This window comes from Pseudomonas sp., assembly GCF_048269965.1.
Classification (GTDB): domain Bacteria; phylum Pseudomonadota; class Gammaproteobacteria; order Pseudomonadales; family Pseudomonadaceae; genus Aquipseudomonas.
The window spans coordinates 34,670-49,374 of record NZ_JBLWTV010000024.1 but is presented as its reverse complement, the minus strand read 5'-3'; the positions used below and the strand labels follow the sequence as shown (position 1 = coordinate 49,374).

Genomic DNA, 14,705 nt, shown 5'->3' with positions numbered 1-14,705 from the left:
GGTTGGAAGCTGGGATACGTGGAGGCCTAACCCGACTTATCAAGGAACTACCATGTCCCAAGTCAACATGCGCGATATGCTGAAGGCCGGTGTGCACTTCGGCCACCAGACCCGTTACTGGAACCCGAAAATGGGCAAGTACATTTTCGGCGCGCGTAACAAGATTCACATCATCAACCTCGAAAAAACCCTGCCGATGTTCAACGAAGCCCAGGCTTTCGTTGAGAAGCTGGCTGCTGGCAAGAACAAGATCCTGTTCGTCGGCACCAAGCGTTCCGCTGGCAAGATCGTTCGCGAAGAAGCTGCTCGTTGTGGCTCGCCGTTCGTCGATCACCGCTGGTTGGGCGGCATGCTGACCAACTACAAGACCATCCGCGCCTCGATCAAGCGTCTGCGTGAGCTGGAAGTTCAGTCCCAGGACGGTACTTTCGCCAAGCTGACCAAGAAAGAAGCCCTGATGCGTACCCGTGATCTGGAAAAACTGGATCGCAGCCTGGGTGGTATCAAGGACATGGGCGGTCTGCCGGACGCTCTGTTCGTGATCGACGTTGACCACGAGCGCATTGCTATCACCGAAGCCAACAAGCTGGGCATCCCGGTTATCGGCATCGTCGATACCAACAGCAGCCCGGAAGGCGTTGACTACATCATCCCGGGTAACGACGACGCCATCCGCGCCATCCAGCTGTACATGGGTGCCATGGCCGACGCCGTGATCCGTGGTCGCAGCAATGCTGGCGGCGGCACTGAAGAGTTCGTCGAAGAAGCCGCGGCTGCCGAGAGCGCCGAAGGCTAAGCGGTAACGCAAAGCATCTAGCGTTACGCGCTGTGCAAGAAGGGGGCTAAGCCCCCTTTTTGCCACTCACAGATTTGATCGCCCGCCATGCGGGTGAATGGTTGAAGACCTACCGAGAGGATTTTCAAGATGGCAGAGATTACTGCAGCCCTGGTTAAAGAACTGCGCGAGCGTACTGGCGAAGGCATGATGGATTGCAAAAAGGCCTTGACCAAGGCTGGCGGCGACATCGAAAAAGCCATCGATGACATGCGCGCCTCCGGCGCCATCAAGGCCGCCAAAAAGGCTGGCAACGTTGCAGCTGAAGGCGCTATCGCCGTCAAGGCCGACGGTCAGGCCGCGGTCCTTATCGAAGTCAACTCGCAGACCGACTTCCTGGCTCTGCAGGACGACTTCAAGAACTTCGTCACCAGCAGTGTGGACAAGGCATTCGCCGACAAGCTGACCGACGTAGCTCCGCTGATCGAGGCTCAGGAAGCCGAGCGTACCGCTCTGGTTGCCAAAGTAGGCGAGAACGTCAACATCCGTCGCCTTGTGCGCGTTGAGGGTGACGTTGTCGGTTCCTACCTGCACGGCAACAAGATTGGTGTTGCCGTTGTCCTGAAAGGCGGCGACGTCGAGCTGGCCAAAGACATCGCGATGCACGTTGCTGCAAGCAACCCGGAGTTCCTGCTGCCCAGCGACGTTTCGGCTGAAGCAATCGAGCGCGAGAAGGCTGTCTTCCTGCAATTGAACGAAGAGAAGCTCAAGGGCAAGCCTGCCGATATCGCCGAGAAGATGGTTGCCGGCCGTATCTCCAAGTTCCTGGCAGAAGCCAGCCTGGTTGAGCAGGCGTTCGTCAAGAACCCTGAGATCAAGGTCGGTGAGCTGGCCAAGAAAGCCGGCGCTGAAATCGTTTCCTTCACTTACTTCAAAGTAGGCGAAGGCATCGAGAAGCCGGTCGACAACTTTGCTGAAGAAGTTGCTGCCCAGCTGGCCGCCAGCAAGCAGTAATCGGTTTTTCGGCATGTGCCCCAAAGAGGCTGCCCGTTTACGCGGGCGGCCTCTTTGCCGAATAAGGGGTGACGAATAAAGTATCGGTCGTTTCAACGAACGGCCGTTGGCGCTGTCGAAGTGCCGGATAACTGCAGCCCTCAGAGGCGCTGCTGACGAATTTCATATCGCCGCAGGAGAGACTTGCAATGGCTCAGCAGACAACTGGTCGCCAACCTCGCTACAAACGCATTCTGCTCAAACTTAGCGGCGAAGCCCTGATGGGCTCGGAAGATTTCGGCATCGATCCCAAGGTGCTCGATCGCATGGCGCTGGAAGTCGGCCAACTGGTCGGTATCGGCGTGCAGGTTGGCCTGGTGATCGGTGGTGGCAACCTGTTCCGTGGCGCGGCGCTGTCCGCTGCCGGCATGGATCGCGTCACCGGCGACCACATGGGCATGCTGGCCACCGTGATGAACGCGCTGGCCATGCGTGATGCGCTGGAGCGCTCGAACATCCCGGCCATCGTCATGTCGGCGATCTCCATGGTCGGCGTGACCGATCACTATGACCGCCGCAAGGCCATGCGCCACCTGAAGACCGGTGAGGTGGTGATTTTCGCTGCTGGCACCGGCAACCCCTTCTTTACCACCGATTCGGCTGCCTGCCTGCGCGCCATCGAAATCGATGCGGACGTGGTACTGAAGGCGACCAAGGTCGATGGCGTGTACACTGCCGACCCGTTCAAGGACCCGCATGCCGAGAAGTTCGAGCGCCTGACCTATGACGAGGTGCTCGATCGCAAGCTGGGCGTGATGGACCTGACCGCCATCTGCCTGTGCCGCGATCACAACATGCCGCTGCGGGTTTTCAACATGAACAAGCCCGGCGCACTGCTGAACGTTGTAGTGGGTGGCGCCGAAGGAACTCTGATCGAGGAGGATGCACAATGATCAACGACATCAAGAAAGACGCTCAGGAACGCATGAGCAAGTCCCTGGAATCGCTGGGTCGTAACCTGGCCTCCATTCGAACCGGTCGTGCCCATCCGAGCATTCTCGACAGCATCAAGGTGCCGGCCTGGGGCAGCGACATGCCGCTCAATCAGGTGGCAGCGATCACCGTCGAGGACGCGCGCACCCTGAAGATCGTCGCACATGACAAGACCCTCGGCGCCGCCATCGAGAAGGCCATCATGACCTCCGATCTGGGTCTGAATCCGAGCAGCGCCGGTACCACCATTCGCGTGCCGATGCCTGCGCTGACCGAGGAAACCCGCAAGGGCTATACCAAGCAGGCGCGTGGCGTTGCCGAAGATGCCAAGGTCGCTGTGCGCAACGTGCGTCGTGATGCCCTGGCCGAGCTGAAGAAGCTGTCCAAAGCCAAGGAAATCAGCGAGGACGAAGAGCGTCGCGCCGCTGACGAGCTGCAGAAGATCACCGACAAGTTCATCGGTGATGTCGACAAGGCGCTCGAGGTCAAAGAAGCGGACCTGATGGCCGTTTGACGGCTGGGCGCCCATACATGGACAAGAACAAGCAGGGGGCGGTGCCGCGGCATGTCGCCATCATCATGGATGGCAACAATCGTTGGGCGAAGAAGCGCCTGTTGCCGGGTGTGGCTGGGCACAAGGCCGGGGTCGATGCGGTTCGCGCAGTGATCGAGGTGTGTGCCGAGTCGGGCGTCGAGGTACTGACCCTGTTCGCCTTCTCCAGCGAGAACTGGCAGCGTCCGGCCGACGAGGTCGGTGCGCTGATGGAGTTGTTCCTGGGGGCGCTGCGTCGTGAGGCCAAGCGCCTGCTGGATAACGACATCAGCCTGCGCATCATTGGTGATCGCTCGCGTTTTCATCCCGAGTTGCAGGCTGCCATGCGCGAAGCCGAGCTGCTGACGGCCGGCAATCGTCGTTTCACCCTGCAGATCGCGGCCAACTACGGCGGTCAGTGGGACATCGCCCAGGCCGCTCAGCGCCTGGCGCGTGAAGTGCAGGCGGGTCATTTGCAGCCCGAGGACATCACCCCGCAATTGCTCCAGGGCTGTCTGGCTACCGGTGACCTGCCTCTGCCCGACCTGTGCATTCGTACGGGCGGCGAGCGCCGCATCAGTAACTTCCTTCTGTGGCAGTTGGCTTACAGCGAGCTGTACTTCTCCGACCTCTATTGGCCGGACTTCAAGCACGAGGCCATGCGCAAGGCGCTGGCTGATTTCGCTACCCGCCAGCGTCGCTTCGGCAAGACCAGCGAGCAGGTGGAAGCTGAGGCGCGCTCTTAATGTTGAAACAACGAATCATCACGGCGCTGGTGCTGTTGCCCATCGCCCTGGGCGGTTTTTTTCTGCTCGACGGCGGTGCCTTTGCCCTGTTCATCGGTGCGGTGGTCACGCTGGGGGCCTGGGAATGGGCGCGCCTGGCGGGGTTCGAGGCGCAGCCCAGGCGCGTCGCCTATGCCGCAGTGGTGGCTGTGTTGCTCGGTGCGCTTTACCTGGTTCCGCTGTTCGCGCCAGTGCTGTTGGCGGTGGCTGTGCTGTGGTGGTTGGCTGCGACCTTCCTGGTGCTGACCTACCCCGATAGCAGTCGTTACTGGGGTGGTGTGCCGGGGCGTTTGCTGATCGGCTTGCTGATCCTGTTGCCGGCCTGGCAGGGGCTGGTCCTGCTCAAGCAGTGGCCGCAGGCCAATGCGCTGATCATCGCGGTGATGGTGCTGGTCTGGGGGGCGGACATCGGCGCCTATTTCTCCGGCAAGACCTTCGGCAAGCGCAAGCTGGCGCCCAAGGTCAGCCCGGGCAAGAGCTGGGAAGGGCTCTATGGTGGTCTGGCTGCCAGCCTGCTGATCACGCTCGTGGTCGGTCTGCAGCAGGGCTGGTCTGCTGGTGGGCTGCTGCTGGCTCTGGCAGGTGCTGCTGTGGTGGTGCTGATTTCCGTGGTTGGCGATCTGACCGAGAGCATGTTCAAGCGTCAGTCCGGGATCAAGGACAGCAGCAATCTGCTGCCGGGGCATGGTGGAGTGCTGGATCGTATCGACAGCCTGACAGCGGCCATTCCGCTGTTCGCCGCGTTGCTCTGGCTGGCAGGCTGGGGTTCGCTGTGAGCGCCGTGCAGCAGGTCACCGTACTGGGGGCGACCGGGTCCATCGGCCTCAGTACGCTGGATGTGATTGCGCGCCATCCCGGGCGCTACGGCGTCTTCGCGCTGACGGGTTTTTCGCGCCTGGCAGAGCTGCAGGTATTGTGCGTGCAACATCGGCCGCGCTACGCGGTGGTGCCTGATGACGCATCAGCGCTCGAGTTGCAGAACGCTCTGCGTGCTGCCGGGCTGGCGACCGAGGTACTGGTCGGCGAAGCAGGGCTGTGCGCGGTATCTGCCGACGCCGCCGTCGATTGCGTGATGGCGGCCATCGTTGGCGCTGCAGGCCTCAAGCCAACGCTGGCGGCGGTGCAGGCCGGCAAGAAGGTGCTGCTGGCGAACAAGGAAGCGCTGGTGATGTCCGGCGCCTTGTTCATGCAAGCGGTCAAGCGCAGTGGGGCGGTGCTGTTGCCTATCGACAGCGAACACAACGCCATTTTCCAGTGCCTGCCCGGTGACTATTCGCGAGGGCTTCCGGCTGTCGGTGTGCGTCGCGTACTGCTGACGGCTTCTGGTGGGCCTTTTCGCGAAACGTCCTTGGCCGATCTGCAGTGCGTCACGCCAGAGCAGGCCTGTGCGCATCCGAACTGGTCGATGGGGCGCAAGATATCGGTCGATTCGGCCAGCATGATGAACAAGGGGCTCGAGTCGATCGAGGCCTGCTGGTTGTTCGATGCCCGCCCCGAGCAGATCGAAGTGGTCATCCATCGGCAGAGCGTGATTCATTCGCTGGTCGATTATATCGACGGGTCGGTGCTGGCCCAGTTGGGTAATCCGGATATGCGCACGCCCATCGCTCATGCGTTGGCCTGGCCGGAGCGCATCGACTCGGGCGTGTCGCCTCTGGACCTGTTTGCCGTCGGTCGTCTGGATTTCGAGCGCCCCGACGAGCAGCGCTTCCCCTGCCTGCGCCTGGCGCGGGAGGCGGCGCAGGCTGGCGGCAGTGCACCGGCGATGCTCAATGCGGTCAACGAGGTGGCGGTCGAGGCTTTCCTGCAGCGGCGCATCCGTTTCGTGGATATCGCGCGTATGATTGAGTCCGTGTTGAACGCCCAGCCTGTGCACGCTGTCGAAGCGCTCGATGCGGTATTCGAGGCCGATGCCCGTGCGCGTGAACTGGCTGGGCAGTGGCTAGCTGGTCGTTGATGACGCCCGTATCGGCCTGGCCGGAACCTGAGCGGCTCGTAGAGCTGGAGAAGTGAAATGAGTGGGTTGTACATGCTGCTTGGCACCCTGATCGCATTGGGTGTCCTGGTGACCTTTCACGAGTACGGGCACTTCTGGGTGGCCCGGCGCTGCGGCGTCAAGGTGCTGCGCTTCTCCGTTGGCTTCGGCACACCGCTGTTGCGCTGGCACGACCGCCAGGGCACCGAATTCGTGGTGGCGGCCATTCCTCTGGGCGGCTACGTCAAGATGCTCGATGAGCGCGAGGGCGACGTACCGCCCGAGCTCGTCGAGCAGTCCTTCAATCGCAAGAGCGTGCGTCAGCGCATCGCTATCGTGGCCGCAGGTCCTCTGGCCAATTTCCTGCTGGCGTTGTTGTTCTTCTGGTTCGTCGCCATGCTCGGCAGTCAGCAGGTGCGGCCGGTTATCGGTGCCGTGCAGCCGGACAGCCTGGCGCAAGTGGCCGGGCTGCGTGCCGGGCAGGAGATCGTTGCGGTCAACGGCGAGGCCACCAGCGGCTGGGCGGCGGTCAATCTGCAGCTGGTAAGTCGTCTGGGTGAGAGCGGTACGCTCGATCTGCGTGTGCTCGAGCCGGGCTCCAGTGTCGAGACGTCCAAGCAGGTGCAGTTGGACAACTGGCTGCGCGGTGCCGACGAGCCGGACCCGATTGGCTCGCTGGGCATTCGTCCCTGGCGTCCGGTGCTGGAGCCGGTGCTGGCAGAGGTCGATTCCAAGGGGCCTGCCCATGCCGCGGGTCTGCAAGCCGGAGATCGACTGCTGGCGCTCGATGGTGAGCCGCTTGCCGATTGGCAGGACCTGGTCGACCGTGTGCGGGCATTGCCGGGCGAGGCGGTCACGTTGCGCTTCGAACGCGGCGGGCAAACGCAGGACGTGCAGCTGACCCTGGCTTCGCGCGGAGAAGGGGAGGCCCGCAGTGGCTACCTGGGCGCGGGTGTGCAGGGCGTCGAATGGCCGCCGGAAATGCTTCGCGAAGTGCGCTTCGGTCCGCTCGAGGGGGTTGTCGAAGGCATGCGGCAAACCTGGTCCATGAGCCTGCTGACCCTCGATTCGCTGAAGAAAATGCTGTTCGGGGAGCTCTCGGTAAAAAACTTGAGTGGGCCGATAACCATTGCTAAAGTGGCGGGCGCTTCAGCTGAGTCAGGGCTGGGGGATTTCCTGAAATTCCTTGCCTATCTGAGTATTAGCCTGGGGGTTCTCAATCTGCTGCCCATTCCCGTACTGGATGGTGGGCATCTGCTGTTTTACCTGGTCGAGTGGGTGCGTGGTCGCCCCTTGTCTGAGCGGGTTCAGGGTTGGGGGATGCAGATCGGCATCAGTCTGGTCATCGGGGTCATGTTGCTTGCCCTGGTCAACGACCTCAGCCGCCTGTGAGCATTGCTGAATACGTTCTTGAGATTTAAAAGAAGTGTCGCTTGAGCGGCAGTTTTTATCGTCAGTTGGAATAAGAAAGGACTTCATGAAACGTCTGCTGCTACCTGCGGTACTGTCCGCATTGATGATCGCCGAAGTTCACGCCGAGTCCTTCACCATCTCCGATATACGCGTCAACGGCCTGCAGCGGGTATCCGCCGGCAGCGTATTCGGCGCACTGCCCCTGAATGTGGGCGAACAGGTCGATGATCGCCAGTTGGTCGATGCCACTCGCTCCCTGTTCCGTACCGGCTTCTTCCAGGATATCCAGCTCGGTCGCGATGGCGACGTGCTGGTGGTTACCGTGGTCGAGCGTCCTTCCATCTCCGGTATCGAGATCGACGGCAACAAGGCCATCACCACCGAAGACCTGCTCAAGGGCCTGAACCAGTCTGGTCTGGCCGAGGGCGAGATCTTCCAGCGTGCCACCCTCGAGGGCGTGCGCAACGAGCTGCAGCGCCAGTATGTCGCTCAGGGCCGCTATTCGGCCGAGATCGAAGCCGAAGTGATTCCGCAGCCGCGTAACCGCGTGGCGCTGAAGATCACCATCAACGAAGGCACTGTTGCCGCCATCTCCCACATCAACGTGGTCGGCAACACCGTGTTCTCCGATGAAGACCTGGTCGACCTGTTCGAGCTGAAGACCACCAACTGGTTGTCGTTCTTCAAGAACGACGACAAGTATGCCCGCGAGAAACTGTCCGGTGACCTCGAGCGTCTGCGCTCCTACTACCTGGACCGCGGCTACATCAACATGGATATCAGCTCCACCCAGGTATCCATCACCCCGGACAAGAAGCACGTCTACATCACCGTCAACGTCGAAGAGGGCGAGAAGTACAGCGTCCGTGACGTGAAGCTGTCCGGTGACCTCAAGGTCCCGGAAGAAGACGTGCGGGCGCTGCTGCTGGTCAAGGAAGGGCAGGTCTTCTCGCGCAAGATCATGACCACCACCAGTGAGCTGATCACCCGCCGCCTGGGTAACGAAGGCTATACCTTCGCCAACGTCAACGGCGTGCCGGAAGCGCACGACGAGGACAACACCGTTTCGATCACCTTCTTCGTCGATCCGGGCAAGCGCGCCTACGTCAATCGCATCAATTTCCGTGGCAACACCAAGTCCGAAGACCAGGTGCTGCGTCGCGAAATGCGCCAGATGGAAGGTGGCTGGGCCTCGACCTACCTGATCGACCAGTCCAAGGTGCGTCTGGAACGTCTGGGCTTCTTCAAGGAAGTCAACGTCGAAACCCCGCAGGTGCCGGGCACCGACGATCAGATCGACGTGAATTACAGCGTCGAAGAGCAGCCATCCGGCTCCATCACCGCCAGCGTCGGTTTCGCCCAGAACGCCGGTCTGATCCTCGGTGGTTCGATCAGCCAGAACAACTTCCTCGGTACCGGTAACCGCGTCAGCATCGGCCTGACCCGTAGCGAATACCAGACCCGATACAGCTTCGGCTTCGTTGACCCCTACTGGACCGTCGACGGTGTCAGCCTGGGTTACAACGCCTTCTACCGCACCACCGACTACGATGAGCTCGATGTCGACGTATCCAGCTACTCGGTCGACAGCCTGGGTGCAGGTATCAACATCGGCTATCCGATCAGCGAAACCGCGCGTCTGACCTATGGCCTGACCGTGCAGCAGGACAGCATCGACACCGGCCGTTACACCGTCGACGAGATTTTCGATTTCATCGACGCCGAGGGTGACAATTACCTGAACTTCAAGGGTTCCATCGGTTGGTCCGAGTCGACCCTGAACCGTGGTGTACTGGCCAACCGTGGTCATTCGCAGAGCCTGGTGCTGGAAACCACCCTGCCAGGTAGCGATCTGTCGTTCTACAAGCTCGACTACCGTGGTCAGCTGTTCACCCCGATCAGCGACAACTACACCCTGCGCTTCCATACCCAGCTGGGTTACGGCGACAGCTATGGCTCTACCGCTGAGCTGCCGTTCTACGAACACTACTATGCCGGTGGCTTCAACTCGGTGCGTGGCTTCGAGGACAGTAGCCTGGGCCCGCGCAGCACGCCGAGCACTGGTACCAAACCCGGCACACTGGCTGACCCGGATCAGGATCCGCTGCCGTTCGGTGGTAACGTCCTGGTGCAGGGCGGTGTGGAGATGCTGTTCCCGCTGCCGTTCGTCAAGGATCAGCGTTCGCTGCGTACCGCATTGTTCTGGGACGTGGGTAACGTCTTCGATACCAACTGCTCGTCGACTCAGAAGAGACTCAGCGAGAGCTGCGACATCGATTTCAGCAACCTGGCCAGCTCCGTGGGTGTTGGCCTGACCTGGATCACCGCGCTGGGCCCGTTGAGCTTCAGTCTGGCCATGCCGATCAAGAAGCCGGATGATGCCGATACCCAGGTATTCCAGTTCTCTCTGGGTCAAACCTTCTAATCTCGTTTCACCGAAAGCCAACAGTTTTGTTGCAGGAGTGCATTGTGCGTAAGTTGACTCAACTGGTTCTGTTCACCGCCGCCCTGATCGCCACTCCGGCGTTCGCCGAGATGAAGGTGGCCGTGCTGAACTATCAGATGGCGCTGCTCGAGTCGGATGCGGCCAAGCGTTACGCAGTCGATGCCGAGAAGAAATTCGGCCCACAGCTGAACAAGCTCAAGACGCTGGAAAGCGACGCCAAGCGCATCCAGGATCGCATGGTCAAGGACGGCGAGAAGATGCAGCAGGCCGAGCGCGAGCGCCTCGAGCTCGAATTCAAGCAGAAGGCCCGTGACTTCCAGTTCCAGTCCAAGGAGTTGAACGAAGCCAAGGCCATCGCTGACCGCGAGATGCTGGCCAAGCTCAAGCCGAACCTGGACAAGGCCGTCGAAGAAGTGATCAAGAACGGTAACTTCGACCTGGTGCTCGAGCGCGGTGCGGTGATCGATGTCAAACCTCAGTACGACATCACTCGCCAGGTCATCGAGCGCATGAATCAGATGCGTTGAGCATGGCTGCGACATTTACCCTCGGCCAATTGGCCGAGCGCCTGGGCGCCACCTTGCGTGGCGCCGAAGCTAAGGTCATCACGGGCCTGGCCACCTTACAGGAGGCCGGGCCCGAACAATTGAGCTTCCTGGCCAATGCCCAGTACCGCAAGTTTCTGGCGCAGACCCAGGCCGGTGCCGTGCTGCTCACCGCAGCCGATGCCGAGGGCTACGCTGGCGATGCCTTGGTCGTTGCCAACCCTTATCTGGCCTACGCTCAGCTCTCGCACCTGTTCGATCGCAAGCCCAAGGCCGTTCCCGGCATCCATGCCACCGCCCAGGTTGCAGGCGACGCTGAGGTCGATCCGACTGCCAGCATCGGCGCCTTTGCGGTGATCGAGAGCGGCGCGCGTATCGGCGCCGAGGTCAGCGTCGGTGCGCACTGCGTGGTCGGTGCGCGCAGCGTGGTGGGTGAGGGTGGCTGGCTGGCTCCGCGCGTGACGCTGTACCACGATGTGCAGATCGGCAAGCGGGTGGTGATCCAGTCGGGCGCGGTGATCGGCGGTGAAGGCTTCGGCTTCGCCAACGAGAAGGGTGTCTGGCAGAAGATCGCGCAGATCGGTGGGGTGACCATCGGTGATGACGTCGAGATCGGCGCCAACACCACGGTCGATCGCGGGGCGCTGTCCGATACCTTGATCGGCAATGGTGTGAAGCTGGATAACCAGATCATGATCGCGCACAACGTGCAGATCGGTGACAACACTGCCATGGCCGGCTGCTGCGGTATTTCCGGCAGCACCAGGATCGGCAAGAACTGCATGATCGCGGGTGGTGTTGGCATGGTGGGTCATATCGAGGTGTGCGACAACGTGTTCGTCACCGGCATGACCATGGTGACCCGTTCGATCACCGAGCCGGGCGCTTATTCTTCAGGGACTGCCATGCAACCGGCGGGCGAGTGGAAGAAGAGTGCGGCCCGTATTCGTCAGTTGGATGATATGGCCAAGCGACTGCGTGAGCTGGAAAAACAGCTGGCCGCCGTGACCCAGACGGCAAACGTCTCATCTGATGCCTGAGCACGGCGTGACCGTGCTCTTTTCTTTTCTTACAGGCTTAACCGGACATGATGGACATCAACGAAATTCGTGAATATTTGCCGCACCGCTATCCGTTCCTGCTGGTGGACCGCGTGGTGGACCTGGACGTCGAAGGCAAGCAGATTCGCGCCTATAAGAATGTCAGCATCAATGAGCCGTTCTTCAACGGCCATTTCCCCGAGCACCCGATCATGCCGGGCGTTCTGATCATCGAGGCCATGGCCCAGGCGGCCGGTATCCTCGGTTTCAAGATGATGGGCGTGAAGCCGGCCGATGGCACCCTGTATTACTTCGTCGGTTCCGACAAGCTGCGCTTCCGCTCGCCGGTGCTGCCGGGCGATCAACTGACGTTGGAAGCCAAGTACCTGAGCGACCGTCGCAGCATCTGGAAATTCGAGTGCCGCGCGACTGTCGATGGCAAGGAAGTCTGCTCCGCTGAAATCATCTGCGCGGAACGCAAGCTATGAGTTTGATTGACCCTCGCGCGATCATCGACCCCAGTGCCAGATTGGCCGACGACGTCGTCGTTGGCCCTTGGAGCATTGTCGGCGCCGATGTGGAAATCGGCGAGGGTACAGTCATCGGCCCGCACGTAGTGCTCAAGGGGCCGACCGTGATCGGCAAGCACAACCGCATCTACCAGTTTTCTTCGGTCGGTGAAGACACCCCAGACCTGAAATACAAGGGCGAAGCGACGCGCCTGGTGATCGGTGATCACAACACCATTCGCGAAGGCGTCACCATTCACCGTGGCACCGTGCAGGATCGCAGTGAAACCACCATTGGCGACCACAACCTGATCATGGCCTATGCCCATATCGGCCATGACAGTGTGATCGGCAATCATTGCATTCTGGTCAACAACACGGCACTGGCCGGGCATGTCTGGGTCGATGACTGGGCGATTCTGTCCGGTTATACCCTGGTGCATCAGTTCTGCCGCATTGGTGCGCACAGCTTCTCGGGCATGGGCACCGCGATTGGCAAGGATGTGCCAGCTTTCGTTACCGTATTCGGTAACCCGGCCGAGGCGCGCAGCATGAACTTCGAGGGCATGCGTCGTCGTGGTTTCTCCAACGAGGCCATCGCCGCGTTGCGCAAAGGCTACAAGCTGGTTTATCGCCAGGGACTGACCGTCGAGCAGGCACTGGCCGAGCTGGCCGAGTCTGCTGCTCAGTTCCCGGAAGTGGCGATTTTCCGTGACTCGATCCAGGCCTCCACGCGCGGCATCACCCGCTGATTCCTATGAACAGACCTCTTCGCGTCGCACTGGTCGCCGGTGAGGCGTCCGGTGACATTCTCGGCTGCGGCCTGATGCAGGCCATCAAGCAGCGCTATCCAGATGCCGAGTTCATCGGTGTTGGCGGCGCGCGCATGGAAGCCGAAGGCCTCAAATCCTATTTCCCGATGGAGCGCCTGGCCGTGATGGGCCTGGTCGAGGTGCTGGGGCGTCTGTTCGAGCTGCTGGGGCGCCGTCGGCAACTGGCTCGCGACCTGATCGCCGCCAAGCCGGACGTGTTCATCGGTATCGATGCGCCCGACTTCAATCTGGGGCTGGAGCTCAAGCTGCGTCGTGCCGGCATCAAGACCGTGCACTACGTCAGTCCTTCGGTCTGGGCCTGGCGGCAGAAGCGCGTGCTGAAGATCCGTGAAGCCTGCGACCTGATGTTGACCCTGTTCCCGTTCGAGGCGCAGTTCTACGACGCGCATCAGGTGCCGGTGCGTTTCGTGGGGCATCCGTTGGCCGATGCCATTCCGCAGCAGGCTGATCGTGCTGCCGCGCGGGAGACGCTGGACCTGCCGCAGGACGAGCCGGTAGTGGCCCTGATGCCCGGCAGTCGTGGCGGTGAAGTCGCGCGTCTCGGTGAGCTGTTTCTGGATGCGGCGATTCGTCTGCGCGCGCTGCGCCCTGGCATTCGTTTCCTGCTGCCTTGTGCCACGCCCGAGCGCCGCGAGCAGTTGGAACAGATGCTGGCCGGGCGTGATTTGCCGCTGACGCTGCTCAATGGTCGTTCCCACGAGGCGCTGGCTGCCTGCGACGCGGTGCTGATCGCTTCGGGTACCGCGACCCTGGAAGCGCTGCTGTACAAACGGCCGATGGTGGTGGCCTACCGTGTGGCGCCGCTGACCTACCGCATCCTCAAGCGCCTGGTGAAGAGTCCCTATATCTCGCTGCCCAATCTGTTGGCCGAGCGTCTGTTAGTGCCCGAGCTGATTCAGGATGCGGCGACGCCAGAGGCGCTGGCCCAGGCCGTGGCACCGCTGATCGACGGTGGGCAGGTGCAGACTGAAGGCTTCGACGTGATTCACCGCGCGCTGCGTCGCGATGCCTCGTTGTCGGCGGCCGATGCGGTGCTCAAGCTCGCTGGGCGAGTCTGATGCAGCTGGGATTGGACTTCACCCTGGTCGAGGAGCTGGTCGCCGGCGTCGATGAAGTGGGCCGTGGCCCGCTCTGCGGTGCCGTGGTCACGGCTGCGGTCATCCTCGACCCTGCGCGCCCGATTATCGGCCTGAACGACTCGAAGAAACTCTCCGAGGCGCGTCGTGAAGCGCTGTTCGACGAGATTCGCGAGAAGGCTCTGGCCTGGTGCATCGCCCGCGCCGAGGTGGAAGAGATCGACCGCCTGAATATCCTGCATGCCACCATGCTGGCGATGCAGCGCGCCGTCGAAGGGCTGAGCGTGACGCCGAGACTGGCACTGATCGACGGCAATCGTTGCCCGCAGCTGGCGGTGCCGAGCGCCCCGGTCGTGAAGGGCGACAGCCGGGTACCGGCCATCGCCGCGGCTTCGATCCTGGCCAAGGTCAGTCGTGACCGCGAGATGCTCGAGATGGATCGTCTCTATCCCGGTTACGGCATCGCCGGTCACAAGGGCTACCCCACGCCGGTTCATCTCGAAGCGCTGATACGCCTGGGACCTACACCGATTCATCGTCGTTCCTTCGCCCCGGTGCGCGCACTGCTGGGGGCCGTGTAGGGCGTACTCGGCTTTGGCCTCCTGCGCCGCTCTACCTCCTACATCCTTGTAGTCGTCGCGAAGCAGTACGCCACTGGTGTTTCGATGGTGCGTGCTGTGACGGATGGATTCGACATGGTTCGGCGGACTGTTCGCTGCGCTACGAGCGGACGGCGATCCGGGCCGCCCTACCTGCTACAATCCGCGCTTTGTCGTTTTCACCTGCAAGG

At 61.5% G+C, this 14,705-nt stretch carries 15 protein-coding genes; all 15 read left to right on the top strand.

Annotated features, from left to right (window positions below):
* Positions 1-52: 52 nt before the first annotated feature.
* Positions 53-796, top strand: coding sequence for a 30S ribosomal protein S2 (rpsB, locus tag ACN0X6_RS21590; protein WP_017674791.1), 744 nt, complete (start codon positions 53-55; stop codon positions 794-796).
* Positions 797-925: 129 nt separating this feature from the next.
* A complete protein-coding gene (tsf, locus tag ACN0X6_RS21585) occupies positions 926-1,789 on the top strand; it encodes a translation elongation factor Ts (protein WP_160019647.1) in 864 nt (287 codons plus the stop codon).
* 188 nt (positions 1,790-1,977) lie between these two features.
* On the top strand, positions 1,978-2,721 hold the full coding sequence (gene pyrH, locus ACN0X6_RS21580; protein WP_004424012.1) for a UMP kinase: 744 nt from the start codon (positions 1,978-1,980) through the stop codon (positions 2,719-2,721).
* On the top strand, positions 2,718-3,275 hold the full coding sequence (frr, locus tag ACN0X6_RS21575) for a ribosome recycling factor (protein ID WP_160019646.1): 558 nt from the start codon (positions 2,718-2,720) through the stop codon (positions 3,273-3,275). The genes pyrH and frr overlap by 4 nt, the downstream gene beginning before the upstream one ends.
* A gap of 17 nt (positions 3,276-3,292) precedes the next feature.
* Positions 3,293-4,039, top strand: coding sequence for a polyprenyl diphosphate synthase (gene uppS, locus ACN0X6_RS21570; RefSeq protein ID WP_160019645.1), 747 nt, complete (start codon positions 3,293-3,295; stop codon positions 4,037-4,039).
* Positions 4,039-4,854, top strand: coding sequence for a phosphatidate cytidylyltransferase (locus ACN0X6_RS21565; RefSeq protein ID WP_417707109.1), 816 nt, complete (start codon positions 4,039-4,041; stop codon positions 4,852-4,854). Before uppS ends, ACN0X6_RS21565 begins: the two co-directional genes overlap by 1 nt.
* Positions 4,851-6,035 (top strand): 1-deoxy-D-xylulose-5-phosphate reductoisomerase, encoded by a 1,185-nt coding sequence (gene ispC / locus ACN0X6_RS21560; protein WP_417707107.1) that lies wholly within the window; start codon positions 4,851-4,853, stop codon positions 6,033-6,035. Before ACN0X6_RS21565 ends, ispC begins: the two co-directional genes overlap by 4 nt.
* Before the next feature lie 57 nt (positions 6,036-6,092).
* Complete coding sequence (rseP, locus tag ACN0X6_RS21555; RefSeq protein WP_417707105.1) at positions 6,093-7,445, top strand: sigma E protease regulator RseP; 1,353 nt, start codon at positions 6,093-6,095, stop codon at positions 7,443-7,445.
* 85 nt (positions 7,446-7,530) lie between these two features.
* The gene (gene bamA, locus ACN0X6_RS21550) at positions 7,531-9,891 is read left to right on the top strand and encodes an outer membrane protein assembly factor BamA (protein ID WP_417707103.1); all 2,361 of its coding nucleotides are present in this window, start codon (positions 7,531-7,533) and stop codon (positions 9,889-9,891) included.
* Positions 9,892-9,935: 44 nt separating this feature from the next.
* Positions 9,936-10,439: an OmpH family outer membrane protein gene (locus ACN0X6_RS21545; RefSeq protein ID WP_013716416.1), complete on the top strand. Its 504-nt coding sequence runs from the start codon at positions 9,936-9,938 to the stop codon at positions 10,437-10,439.
* Entirely contained in the window at positions 10,436-11,497 is a 1,062-nt protein-coding gene (gene lpxD / locus ACN0X6_RS21540; protein ID WP_417707102.1) for a UDP-3-O-(3-hydroxymyristoyl)glucosamine N-acyltransferase, read from the top strand. Before ACN0X6_RS21545 ends, lpxD begins: the two co-directional genes overlap by 4 nt.
* A 47-nt stretch (positions 11,498-11,544) precedes the next feature.
* Positions 11,545-11,985 carry a 3-hydroxyacyl-ACP dehydratase FabZ gene (gene fabZ / locus ACN0X6_RS21535; RefSeq protein ID WP_003244215.1) on the top strand — a complete coding sequence of 147 codons (441 nt, stop codon included), beginning with the start codon at positions 11,545-11,547 and terminating at the stop codon, positions 11,983-11,985.
* Entirely contained in the window at positions 11,982-12,758 is a 777-nt protein-coding gene (gene lpxA, locus ACN0X6_RS21530) for an acyl-ACP--UDP-N-acetylglucosamine O-acyltransferase (protein WP_160019638.1), read from the top strand. Before fabZ ends, lpxA begins: the two co-directional genes overlap by 4 nt.
* Before the next feature lie 5 nt (positions 12,759-12,763).
* The gene (gene lpxB, locus ACN0X6_RS21525; RefSeq protein WP_417707100.1) at positions 12,764-13,897 is read left to right on the top strand and encodes a lipid-A-disaccharide synthase; all 1,134 of its coding nucleotides are present in this window, start codon (positions 12,764-12,766) and stop codon (positions 13,895-13,897) included.
* On the top strand, positions 13,897-14,496 hold the full coding sequence (rnhB, locus tag ACN0X6_RS21520; protein WP_417707099.1) for a ribonuclease HII: 600 nt from the start codon (positions 13,897-13,899) through the stop codon (positions 14,494-14,496). The genes lpxB and rnhB overlap by 1 nt, the downstream gene beginning before the upstream one ends.
* The last annotated feature ends 209 nt before the right edge of the window (positions 14,497-14,705 follow it).